This is a genomic window from Haladaptatus caseinilyticus, assembly GCF_026248685.1.
Lineage (GTDB): Archaea > Halobacteriota > Halobacteria > Halobacteriales > Haladaptataceae > Haladaptatus > Haladaptatus caseinilyticus.
Genome location: NZ_CP111042.1, coordinates 348159 through 360807, shown reverse-complemented (window position 1 = coordinate 360807; position 12649 = coordinate 348159). Strand labels below are relative to the sequence as shown.

The 12649-nt window shown below is 51.0% G+C and carries 9 protein-coding genes and 1 pseudogene; 6 read left to right on the top strand and 4 right to left on the bottom strand.

What is annotated here, in order from left to right; genetic code table 11:
• Positions 1–82: 82 nt before the first annotated feature.
• Positions 83–1237 (bottom strand): scyllo-inosose 3-dehydrogenase, encoded by a 1155-nt coding sequence (iolM, locus tag OOF89_RS24400; protein ID WP_266083147.1) that lies wholly within the window; start codon positions 1235–1237, stop codon positions 83–85.
• Positions 1238–1926: 689 nt separating this feature from the next.
• Here iolM and OOF89_RS24395 point away from each other — a divergent pair.
• The 4 genes and pseudogenes from OOF89_RS24395 to OOF89_RS24375 all read left to right on the top strand — a co-directional run bounded on the left by OOF89_RS24395 (position 1927) and on the right by OOF89_RS24375 (position 7217).
• Entirely contained in the window at positions 1927–2301 is a 375-nt protein-coding gene (locus OOF89_RS24395) for a MarR family transcriptional regulator (protein ID WP_266083146.1), read from the top strand.
• 2205 nt (positions 2302–4506) lie between these two features.
• Positions 4507–4779, top strand: coding sequence for a hypothetical protein (locus OOF89_RS24385; protein ID WP_266083145.1), 273 nt, complete (start codon positions 4507–4509; stop codon positions 4777–4779).
• Between the two features lie 167 nt (positions 4780–4946).
• On the top strand, positions 4947–5552 hold the full coding sequence (locus OOF89_RS24380; RefSeq protein ID WP_456071303.1) for a helix-turn-helix domain-containing protein: 606 nt from the start codon (positions 4947–4949) through the stop codon (positions 5550–5552).
• A 241-nt stretch (positions 5553–5793) separates the two neighbouring features.
• Positions 5794–7217 (top strand): annotated as a pseudogene (locus OOF89_RS24375) (cytochrome P450).
• 669 nt (positions 7218–7886) lie between these two features.
• On the opposite strand, the gene OOF89_RS24370 reads toward OOF89_RS24375, so the two are convergent.
• Together OOF89_RS24370 and OOF89_RS24365 are read right to left on the bottom strand one after the other, a co-directional pair.
• Positions 7887–8270: a type II toxin-antitoxin system VapC family toxin gene (locus OOF89_RS24370; RefSeq protein WP_266083139.1), complete on the bottom strand. Its 384-nt coding sequence runs from the start codon at positions 8268–8270 to the stop codon at positions 7887–7889.
• Positions 8251–8484 carry an antitoxin VapB family protein gene (locus OOF89_RS24365; protein ID WP_049972753.1) on the bottom strand — a complete coding sequence of 78 codons (234 nt, stop codon included), beginning with the start codon at positions 8482–8484 and terminating at the stop codon, positions 8251–8253. Before OOF89_RS24365 ends, OOF89_RS24370 begins: the two co-directional genes overlap by 20 nt.
• A gap of 435 nt (positions 8485–8919) precedes the next feature.
• Here OOF89_RS24365 and OOF89_RS24360 point away from each other — a divergent pair, with 435 nt between their 5' ends.
• Both OOF89_RS24360 and OOF89_RS24355 read left to right on the top strand, forming a co-directional pair.
• Positions 8920–9525: a tyrosine-type recombinase/integrase gene (locus tag OOF89_RS24360; RefSeq protein ID WP_266083136.1), complete on the top strand. Its 606-nt coding sequence runs from the start codon at positions 8920–8922 to the stop codon at positions 9523–9525.
• 358 nt (positions 9526–9883) lie between these two features.
• Complete coding sequence (locus OOF89_RS24355) at positions 9884–10444, top strand: hypothetical protein (protein ID WP_266083134.1); 561 nt, start codon at positions 9884–9886, stop codon at positions 10442–10444.
• Positions 10445–11088: 644 nt separating this feature from the next.
• Here the strand turns inward: OOF89_RS24355 and OOF89_RS24350 are convergent.
• Entirely contained in the window at positions 11089–11505 is a 417-nt protein-coding gene (locus OOF89_RS24350; RefSeq protein ID WP_266083132.1) for a hypothetical protein, read from the bottom strand.
• Positions 11506–12649 lie beyond the last annotated feature (1144 nt).

Genomic DNA, 12649 nt, shown 5'->3' with positions numbered 1-12649 from the left:
ACCGATTTTCGACAGAGAGGTCGAATGTAGTTCTGGCGGTGTCACCGTCAACAGTAATACGAGTATTACTATCTGACATCATTCATACCTCGATGAGTACTTTCCCGTCCACTCGTTTTGATGCCTGTTCGATAGCGGTGGGTGCTTCTTCGAGGTCGAAGGTCGACGTGACGAGCGGGAGATTGTCAAGCTTTCCCGCAGCCATCAACCGGATTACACCAGTAAAGATCCGGTTCCCAGTGTGACCTTCCGCACCGTAAACCTGGGCCGCATTCGCCTGATATTGTCTAAGGTCGACTGATGCTGGCTCCCCCGCATTGCTGATATGGACGACGTTCGCAGTCTCGGCAAGTGTCTCATTGATTGCGGGGTAAGTCTGGGCGACGGCACCTGCTGTCTCTACGTGTACGTCGACTCCCATCCCGTCTGTCACCTGTGCAACTGCCTGTGTTGGGTCGGTCTCGACTGGGTTGAACACGTATTCGAATCCGAGTTCACGAGCGAGGTTACGCCGTTCATCGGAGGGTTCTAACGCGATGACAGCGCCCGCTCCCGCCGCACGAGCGACATTCATTCCAGTGAGGCCAATCGGTCCGACGCCGTGGAAGGCATAGTAGTCTCCGGGCCGGATTCCTTCAGCACGGCCAAACAGACCGTGATAGGTAATAGTGGTCGGTTCGATGGTTGCAGCGGCCTTCAAGATGTCATCTTTTGATTTGTATGCTTGTTCAAGGGATGATACGTCCCACAACAATATCTCTGGTACCGCGACGTACTCTGCAAACGCACCAGGAATGGTAAATCCAAGTTGCTCGAAGTTCTCACAGTGTCCGTTGAATCCGTTTCGACACATGTGACATCGGCCACAATACGAAGTTACCTCGGACGTGACGAGGTCACCTTTTGAGAAGGACTGCACACCTTCTCCCGTCTCGACGACCTCCCCCGAGAACTCGTGACCGATGACGTTTGGGAGATTTACGTATGCAGAGTACCGCATGTATCCGTCGTCGTCAGTGTGTGTCATCGAGATATCGCTCCCACAGACACCAGTATATCGAACTTTCACAATCACTTCATCTGATTCAGGTGTTGGCTTCTCTTTATTTTCGATGTGAACGGTTGGGTCCTTCCATGTCTGCGATCCGTCGTTTGATTTGTGAGTATCTGCCTCCGTCTCTGAACATTTGTACTCGGGACGTGGGTCCCACTCGCCGTCAAGAATTACAGCCTTCATTGCGATGTATGCAACAGTGCCCCATAGTAGTATAATTGTTACTATCGGTTCAATATACTTGATAAAGAAGTCTTTACTAGATTCGGCGCCCCGATTAGAACAGCAACCATCCGCCAGCGATATAGACAATCTCACCAGTGATGTAATCTCCCCCCGTCAATGGCAAGGAGGGTACCGTTCCCACGATGTCAAGCGGTCGTCCTCCACCACAGAATGAAACATGGATTCATCAATACCTCGTCTTTCATCTTTTGTCGAAACAATTTAATATAGCGGCATGTGATTTATAAATGTCTTAATAGTAGATATCCACCGCTATGAGGTCTGCAACGAGAGATTACACTGGAAGTAGTGGTGTGTTCGGTACTTCTTCTTACAGCTCTAAGCGGAAGTGGATAACCCCCGGGACCCCGAACCAATCTATGCGCAAGTCGTATTGCAGACCGATTTCACACTTCCTCTGCCAACACAGTACTAGCTAGAATTCTGACAACGATAGCTATCTCAGTGTTCATCCCTCAGCATTCGACGTCAACAACTGAGCCTCCCAAATCTAGATAATGACGACTGCACAGACGATGACTATCCTGATACTCTCGTCGAACTGCTCATCACTCACTAGTGCTACAGACAGCAATGACACCCCTAACAGAGTAACATCTATACCAGTACAGCCACTACTCCCATCTATGTCAATCGATATTGAAGACTTCGAAGAAAAGAGCAGCGAGGAACTCGAGAAAATGACCAACGGCGAACGTGCCCTCCGATTTCTGGCCGAGAACGACGACCGAGCGTTCAAGCCTGCTGAAATCGCCGAGCAAACTACCGTGAAGAAAAACACCATTGGCACTGTTCTCAGTCGCCTCAAGGATCGCAACCTCGTCCGACACAAAGGCACGTACTGGGCGATCACCGATGATCAGGAACGCCTCAATACATTCACAACGTTCCGCCAGTCGACCAAGACGCTCAACGACCAACTCGGAGAGGAAGACCCCAAAGAATGGGAAACCCACGCAGCGGACGACTATCCCACTGAGAAACGTGGGGATGACAAATGAAATATGATCCAGGCGACGTCGTCTTCGGTGACGATCCATTCAATGACCGTGAGGCTCCTCGCCCATGGTTGGTTGTCTCCGACGAGACTCATCCGTTCTATGGGGAGCAGTACATCGCGGTGACACTCACAACTAAGTCTTGGCATGACCACACGATCACCCTTACTGACGACAACTGGGAACATGTGGGATGCCTCGAGAGAGTGCGGTCGTTCCCTGGGGCATTGCCTCACCTGATCACGACGATCTCAACCATGATCGGTATCAGGGAACACTCACGTCGACGATGGTTGAACAGATCGCCTCCGAAATAACCGAATATTTGCTCACTCCCTAAATCACCTGAATATGAAAGAGTCGGTCTCTATCCAGCATGAAGCCGAGCTTCTACCGCATGAATCCATAAGCAGAAGTGGATTCACCCGGGACTCCCGAATCAATCTATGCGCAGTTCGTGCTTCTTTCCATTTCAGGTGTACTTCATGACCAAATTAAGGAGTGGACCGCCGAACATGACGCCCTCGTCGCCTGCTCGCGGGGATAACGACGTTTATCAAGCGGGTGCTTGACATTGCTTGGACGGCCAAACAATTCAGCTTCGCACTGCTGACTTCGTCCGAAGGAACAGACGCTCAGCACTAGACAGAGAACGAAATCACATTCTTCATTCCTCCTCGTTCAAATTCTAACGGTCTTCGGTCGCCTGGTCCGGAACCCAGGAGTGCACTTACCCATCGGCGCGTCGAACGAGGTACCTTTTTGCAACCTGTGTGCGGTTCGTAATTCGATTTGGTCACCTTTACACAAATTCGAGTGTCAAATAATCCCCTATGATTAATATTCGGCCCAGAAAACATTAACTATGAGTCCTGACTTCCTCGTACCGGCCCTTTTCTTTCTCTTCGGCTCTGTCTTTCTTTGCTGGGTAGTATTCTCCCTACGATCCGAAAGTTACTTTCGACATTGGTATGGGGTTGATCCGACGGATGAAAGCGCTGTGCGCTCAAATGCTATTGTTGTTGGTGTGTGCGGATTGGGCATGTGTATCCTCGCTGGCGTATTGTATTTTGATGTCCCAGAGCGGCTCATTGGAACTGGTGCCGTCATCGTTAGTTCAGTTCTGTGTATTATCTTGGGCTGGCTCATCCGATACCGAGACCGCCGAGACCTACTTACTACTCCTAACGTTGATCGCCCGACAGCTCACCGGCTCGGCGGTGTGGCAATCCTCTGTGGAATTCTTGTTCTTCCTTTGGCGCCTGCCATCTGGGTGGGAGTCGAACCCGTAGTTCTCCTCGGTGTTACCTTCGGTGCAACGCTCATCAGTCTCACCGCTGTGGTATACGCTTACGGATCAATCGAGAGAAAAGTAGTCTGATATCCAGGATTCGACAGTGGATCGTCTCAGGGATTTTCTCACAGCTTACAATTTACTCAGTTGCTGTCTGTCGTATCTCATGGATCATTGCTCCAAGTGTCAAGACTAACATTATGAGGAGTGCGAGTTCGTCAAGCGTATCGATGACAGACGGCCCTTTGGTGATAATCGAACGAAGAGTATCCCATTGAAGGGAGGCCCAGACGATACAGAGTAAGAACAGAGATATTGCAGCACTCCACCGTTTTAAGCTACCGACAAATTCCATTTGACGAGTTTACTCTCGTATCACCCTTGAAATTTTTTATTTACGAACTCATCTTCCACGCCGGTATGGCATAAATCCGATAAATATAGGATCCTAATAATATATTCGGCTATTTGATGTGTGGCGGATTTACCTATGAAGTCATGGATGTGGCTGCTATCCTCACCGATCATCAAAATTCAATGTTTAAACAGAGAGATTGAATGAGAAATAGATTGTTTTCAGACACTTCGATCTGTTTTAACATGCGTGATTGATTCTATAACCGAAGCAGAACGTACGACGGCAGCGAGGTCGATTTCTTGAATTCGTTCGTTTTTGGGTGGTTTACTTCCTGTGGGCAGTATAAGCGGCAGTGAACTCCCCACGGAATCCTCGTCTCGATCTATGCGCAGTTCGTAGGGTGATCCGATCATCGACTAGATTCTCAACTGAGGATACGGTTCGTCAAGTCCTGCTGCATAGAAGGCGCGAATCTTTCACGTGGGAAAAGTCTATGGTCTCTTACCTGTATCTATTTTTGATGGCTCTCAGTTTCAGCACACTACGGCGATTGTTCGTGGGGAAGGGAGTCGGTTCTATCTTCGCAATTCTCCTTGGAGGGTCGCTACTCCTTTCGGACTTTGTTCCCACAGATTTCGCGCTGTCTCTCGCATCAGCTACTATGACTGTCTATGTCACGTTGTTCGGGAGCAGTTTCCCGTTCCCCCACGATATGGTCGGATTCTTTTTTCTTTACCTCGAAGCCGTCGTAGTAACTGCATTCTACTTCGGTTTCCAAGCGCTCTACAGGAGGCACGGCAACTCCGAAACCAACGAACGGTCGACGTAAAATAGACGCTCTGTAATGAACACAGTATTGAGTTTCTGTTCCATAATCGGCGGAAGTGGAATCTTCCCGGAACTACCGAATCAATCTTTAATACGAAGTCCTCTGCGTGATTCAACGTGAAGTATTTCCGACTCGTAATTCGGTACGCACCGGAGTGCCAGCGTCCGATGCATCGCTTCATGACCGAAAGTGATGCTATCGAGCGCGAATGGCTCGTAACGTGGAACGTTGGCGTTGAGGACGGACTCGCATATACGCTGTTTTATGTGATCGGCGAGCGCGAACCCTACGAAAGAGCGCTTTCTGCGGTCAAAACCGTTGAAGGGTACGACCTTACGCCCGTACGAGACGGGGCATTCTACGCTTTCGTTCGCGGCCGAGAAACCGAGCAATCTCGGAAATTCTACATGGCGTTCCAACAGCCGACGCTAATGATCATTCCACCGCTTGCCTACCGACCACATGGTATCATGGCGTTCGATGTGGTCGGTGAATCCGATGCTCTTGAACGTGTCCTCAATGAGCTTCCTGAGGGAATTACGGCAGAGGTCCGAAAAGTCGGCGAGTACGATGCCCGTCCTGGGACGTTCGACATCGACCTCACCGCACGTCAGCGCGAGGCACTCGCTGTGGCGCGTCAGGTTGGATACTACGAAGTCCCTCGGTCGGGGAGTGTCGCGGACGTGGCTGCGGAACTCGGCTGTGCACCGAGTACTGCCTCCAATCATCTTAGGAAAGCGGAAGCACGGCTCGTTGAAAGAGTATTTGGATGATTCACTTGATCTATTAATAGAATAAAATGAGTTTACCTTCGCTAGTAGTTGCATGCTTAATCGTTGTGAGTTAGTAGCTTACCATCCCTGTTGAGTGAATAAAATATAAGTGAGATGCATTTTCCCCGTGAGCTGTGTTACTGGCGCATATTGGAGCACAAGACAGAACATCTGATGATTGTGAGTGTAGTTATAAAGACACTAGTGGGTGCGACCAAACGAGGAAAGCCCGCTAAACTCGATGTCAACTATGGCGACCGAAAACGACTCGACGACCGACGAGGCAGAGACCAACCTGACGGCTGCATCGGACGTAGCACCCCGTTCCACGAACACCGACTGTGAGCCACCTGGACCAGAGGGGTTTCCCGTAGTTGGAAGTCTGTTCGATCTTATGCGCGATCCATTTGGGTTCTACGAGTATCTGACTACCGAGTACAACGGTGATATCACTCAATTTCGGATCACGAGTAATGAGGCATACTTGCTTACCCATCCCGAATACATCGAACAGGTACTCGTGACCGATGCGCCGCGTTTCGTCAAAGGAGACTTCCAACAGCAGCAAGTTGGATCGGCCTTCGGCAAGGGGATGTTGCTCGCGGAGGGTGATGACTGGCGCGAGCAGCGAACTACCGCACAGCCGACCTTCTACCGCAAGCGTATCGAGAGTTATGCTCCAACCATGGTGTCGCATGCTGTTGCCACGATGGAAGACTGGGACGAGAACGAGCCAATAGAGATTCACGATGCGATGACCAAACTTACCCTCACGATTCTCGCCCGAGCGCTGTTCGGTGTTGACATTCGTGAGCGTGGATCGCCAGTTCAGACAGCGGCTATGATGGTACGGAAGCGCTTCGATACCACCCGGCTCGGTGCCTATCTTCCTGAATGGCTTCCAACGCCAGTGAACCGACGGTATAAACGTTCGCTAGATGATCTCCAGAGATTCATCGAAGAACTCGTCACACAGCGTCGGGCGAGCGATGAGATGGGTGAGGATCTCCTCTCAACCCTCGTCGCCGCTAGCGATGCAGGTGGGATGGACGATACGACCTTGCGGGACAATATGGCGACGTTTTTGTTTGCAGGTCATGAGACGACAGCACTCGCGCTCACCTATACCTGGTTTCTGCTTGGCCACCATCCTACCGTGCAGACACAGCTCCACGACGAACTTGACGACGTACTCGGCAACGATCTACCGACCGCTGCGGATCTCCCGAAACTCGAATATACCAAATGGGTCGTCGAGGAAGCGATGCGTCTTTATCCCCCAGTCTGGACGATATTTCGGGAGCCAATTGAAGATGTTGAGATCGGTGACTACACGATTCCAAAAGGATCAGTTGTTTCGATGCCACAGTGGATTGTCCACCACGACAAGCGATGGTACAACGATCCATTTGAGTTTCGTCCTGAACGCTGGGCGGATGAGAGCGATAGATCGGTAGATCGACCTGAGTATGCTTACTATCCCTTTGGAGGCGGCCGCGTCACTGTATCGGGATGCGATTCGCTCGGATGGAGGCTCAGCTAGTTGTGGCAACACTCGCCCGCAAGTTCGCGGTCAAATCGCTGACCGACAGGCCGCTTGAGCTGACCGCGAGCGCGAATGCTTTGCCATCGGAGTCGGTTGAGGTGCGACTCTCCAGACGATGAATTGCCCAACTATTCCCAGGATTTGATCCGAAACCCAATAGACGGGCTCTCGTTTCTGAAAGTGGCACCGTCTAAGTTATTCTCGGAAGAAAATTCAGGATAATGGATACTCATGGTCTCGCTCGGGCAACGATTTTCTATACAGGTATTGCAGGAGCGCTCACGCTGGCTGTCTCTATCTTATAGCCCATTCTGGCCTCTATATGCTGATTGCTATGGGGGCTGGGATTCTGTTGGTAGTCCCTGGTGGTGCAGCGAGTGGTCCAGTAAGTGCATCTGCGGTTGGGGAAGCAGAAGGAGCGGGGCTCAGTGGGGTGACTGAAGGTATGCAGTTACAGCCGTCGATGGGGGACTTCAACACTCGTGCGGTTCTCATTTTCTATGGGGTCGGGCTCATCCTTTGGTCGATAGTCGTTCTTACGGTCTTTCGGTCAGGACTACAGTAAAACCCGCGTATACTGACTCACCGGCAGATCTAGTCTTATAATATTCGATCCGAGCGATCTACAGGTGGTTCACTGTTAGCAATAGCATTTCTCACCTGTTGCACGACACTCGTGATCAGGTGTGTCCACACCTGCTTAGTGCAACATGGGATAGTGATACGAACGGATCTCAACTAAGTCAGCCTGAGTTCACTGTCGTAAAAATCCGAAATGAGCAGTGGATTCAGTAGTTCTCAACATCGACACCTCGGATGTAGTCAAAATCCGAATCACGGGTGACAACAGTGCCACCGATAGACCGAACAATGGCACCAATCATTACATCGGGTGTACCAACAGGCGTCCCGCTCTCGCGCAACTCTCGCTGAATTTGTGCTGATTCACGGGCCGCAGTTTCATCGAAATCCAACACAGTCGCCCAATCAAACGTGTCGAACACGTCATCCATCGTCATTGAAGAGTGCGACCACAAGACACCCCGATACGTCTCATACAATGCGACTGTTGTGGTTGCCAGCATCGTGTCTTCATGGTCGTCCAACCACGCTTGTGCACCGTCATCTCCCTCAAGATAGTCGATGAGAAAGCTACTGTCCAAACAGTTCATCCTGTCTCTCTTTGAAATCCTTGTCAAATTCTTCGCGCTGTTCTTCGTAGGCTTCTCGGAGTCCCGTCCCTTCGAGCTTGCCAAAGCCTTTCCATACGTCCTTTTCGTTACCGAACTCGCGGAGAATCACGTCAGTGAAGCTTTCTCCCTCCCGTTTTCGAGATTTGAGTTTTTCGTAGGCCTCTTCTGTGAGACTAATGTTCTTTGTACTCATACACATACACATACACAGTACACGGAGATAAGTGTTGTGTCAAATCCTACACGTGCTATTACGATGACAACCGGTAGTGAGACGAACAGACCTCAATTAAGTTATTCCGTGTACACTGTCGTCTAAAATCATGGCTAGCAATGGGATTACCCCCCTACCGAACTCTTGGGAACCGATGGTGTCTTCTGGGCTACCCAATGCCTCTCCTTCCGGATATTCCGCCACTATCTGATGCTCATTGGTTAGTATGATCTACTAACTCTGATTCCTGTGAGGAGCCAATCGGATCTCGTAGAAGACTTCATTTCGTGTTTATCCACAAACGTGCAAACCAAACCACCTCCAACCCGTGAAACGCCCGAAACCACGCGATTTACTATTTCGATAGCGCCGTCCCCAACCTCTATATTGCACGAAACTCATGACTAACACGCAATGAGGACGGAACGGAACAAAGACGGCACCTACAATGTCTGGCTCAGTCGAGAGGAGTACCGCGCAATCCCGCGCGCCGCTGATTCGTTCGAACACGAGATCGCCATTCGTTTGATGGGCGACGGCGGCCTTCGCGTGACCGAAGTTCTCGGCGTTACCCCCTCGGACATTTCGCGGATGGACGATGGACGCCACTACGAACTAGAGGTGACGAACGGCAAGGATACGACCGGGAGCTACGACGGTGGGAAGCAACGTGAGACATGGTTGCCGGTCGAGGTTGAGGCGACGATCAATCGGTACGTTCGGGAGACCGGTCTTCGGGACGGTGACCCCCTGATTGGACGGTCGAAACGTACCGTTCAGTATTGGGTTGAGAATGCTGCCGACCGTGCTGCCGATGAAACGGGCAACGACGATTATCGGCGGGTGTCTACCCACGATTTGCGCCGCTGTTGGGCGAACCACCTACTTGTTGAAGAGAACGTGTCACCGCGGATTGTGATGGCGCTCGGTGGCTGGTCAAGCTATGACGCGATTGAACCGTATCTCGCTGCTCCTACCGAAGCCAATATTATTGCGTCGATGAGCGCCGTTGAGCTGTGAGCAGCTAATTGATCCGAGAATCACTACTCATGAAATCCATAAACAGGAGTAGAATCAGGCGGGTCGCCGCCCACGGGGAAGCACGAAACCCGTATCGCCAGCGTAGTGGCTGTTTCTCCGCTGTAATCCAGGAGGAAACAAATTCGCCGTGGATTTCACTGGCGTGTTATGTCTACGTCAACTACATCCGAATTTTCTGCATTTTTATTCGCTCTTGAGTCTACCAACCTGTCGGGGCTAAACCGCATAAATCGAAAGCGAGCACACGACCGGTAGTACGCAGCCATCGCAGACGGTGAAGAATCTCGCCCAGGCACACAATGATGGGCATCGATGCCTCTTCTTTGCTCGGGAAGATGTGGCTGAACAGGTATACAATACGGTCGCACACGAGCCGTTCTGTTGTCGGAGCAATCACGGCGTCGAGGGCGAACGACGCTTCTACACGGGAACGAATACACTCAGTATCGAGGGCAAGACGATTACCCGGCCTGGAGGCCGTGAGAACGTGTGGATTCACGATGAACAAACAGGGAAGTACGTCCTTCGAGACGGGGATGGGACGGTTCACGCCCGGTTTGATTCCGCGGCGGATATCTTCACCGACGCGAATGACTACCCGACAGGTGGTGATCGAAACGTGAAACCACCGATCATTCCGGAATACGAGATGAATGGTGACTTGTGTGATGTAGAGTGGGACGTGATTGTGGTCCCACTAGAGACAACAACGCCGATGGATCTTCAACTCTACGTGGATGGAAACCAGACACCTCTCACGGATATTCTGCCCAGAGACACGAAAGCAGGCGAAGACGAGACATCGGCCTCAACTCAACCATCTGATTCACAGGGTAGTGATACAGCTAAAGAATCAGCGCTAGATAGGAGTGATGGTTCAGTACTTCCGCGATTCTAATGTTCTCGAGTTAGTTTAGCAAATATACTTATCCCTTGAAGAGAATTATACATCTATGTATCCAATTAGCGCTCGAACGTTATTGAAAGAAAGTCTCGGTATTGGTGTAATTCTGTTTGTCACGTACACCGTTGGCGCGGTGATGAACACAATTAGTGAGGTAGGGATTCTCGAATCGACTGGCGATTTTATTAGAAGTGGATTTGTGCTTGCCGGGACAGCGATCGCGATTCTATACGTTTTGGTCCGAAGCATCTCTCTTGCTCGCACTCTCCCTAACACAGAAACGCAGCTTTCCCCTGGCACTGCCGAATTTGTTCGTGAGGCAGTTACCCTCTCGATCCCGGTGATTCTGTGGTTTACAGTCGCTGGACTTTCGACGATGCTCCAGGCAGACAGCACATTGAATTCAGCTATCGAAACCATCGTTCTCGCTTCAACCCGAGCAGGGATTCTAACTGCGATACTCTACGTACTTGCGCGTGGGATTGCGTTCCTACCACGACCGGATCAGAATACGACTGGGTTTGTCTCCACGGATGACTAACAAAATCCCTGTTGGTTTGATTCCCAAGCGGGCTATCTATTCCTCTCGTTCAGCGGATCTAGCGCGAGTCAAAATTTGGTTCAACTGAGCCGCGACCCTATGCGTTACGAGAGGTATCACGGAGATCTTCAACGAGATCGGCCATCTGATTATAGGCTTCACGCATCCGCCGTTGCTCATCTCGAATCGATTCCAGTTCCGTCTCTAACTCCGCAACGCGCTCCTCAAGATGATGCACGTCTTCGACAGAGAGAAATTGTCTGATAGTGGATTGGTTGAGGAATTTCTCCCCACGTTCAGTCAAGGCAAATACCTTCGATGGCGACCCACCACCCTCTTTCTCATTTCCGACAACTTCGATCAGCTCCCACTCCGTGAGTGCACCCATATGATAGGGCATGCTGCCCGATGGGATGCCGACTGCTTCCCGTAACTGGCCGGTGGGGATGCCGTCACCATCATCTTCTGTGGCCCGTGCCACGGCGGCTAGGAGTGCGGCACGATCCTCACTCATCTGGTCATCAATGGCCTCAAAGGATGCCTGTTCTTGGCTAGAAATATCACTTTCCATACTGTGTTTCTATAGGCTTTATTCACTCCAAGGCCTTAGTTTCTATGCCTGTAATAAGGCCTTTTCAGAACACCCCGACACATATAGCTGAAACACACCCCAAACAACAGCAGACAGAACAACCACCGAGAGAAACAACGTGTAAGAAAAAAGAGAACGAAAACCATGGCAATATCCCTGCAAAAACACACTAGAAAACAAACGAAGAGCGACCAACGAAACCCACAACTGAAGAGAGACTGAGAATGAACTCAGCGACGAGACATGGGCACCCCAGATGAGCATAGCGAGGAGGGCACCCCCACTGCGTGAGACTGATAGAGAGGGCACCCATGACTGTATTAAAGACTGTGACACAATGGGGCGAAGCAACAGGGCCGACAGTCACTAATTCCACGAATATGGCGACAGTCAAATTTCTGAGATATAGATGAAAGTGCCCGCCCGAAATGGAAGCGGAGAACAAATGAAACATGGTGTGGGGGACAGTCCCCCCGAAAGCGAGATTTCTGCACAACTGGTGTGAGGGCTGGAAGACAGTCCACCAAGGCGAGACAACGAGAGAGGCCAGTGCAAGACTAGGGGGACAGTCCCATCATGCAAAAACAGTAGCCACAGAACACAGAATAACGCGAGATGGGACAGTCCGGAAGTGCAAATAGAAGGCCGAAATAGTGACCGATCTAGCGTACCGAAGGTGCAGAGACAGCTACCCAGAGAACAGTGGATAGTCAATGAGAGCGAGACAGCTACAGACAGTGAAGGGGGAGCGAGAAAGGTGGCTGAAAACACGGAATGACCAGGACGACGAGAAGCTAGCCGGCAGTACCGACGGGAAGGACGTGCAGCGTTGCGAGAGGACGACAGCCACCAGAGCGAGAGAACCTCGAGGAGCGATCCACCCTCAACACTGAGTGATGACGTACGAGACACCAAGGCTATGAGACAGCACAGGACAGTCAGTAAGAGCGACGAGGTTTGACAGTCCACCATACCTGGACAGGACGACAAAATCCGATGAGCGACGTTAGAGGGGTGCCAGTGGATACTGATTGGGTGCCCACAGTCTTCACGCAGATCCGGGTGC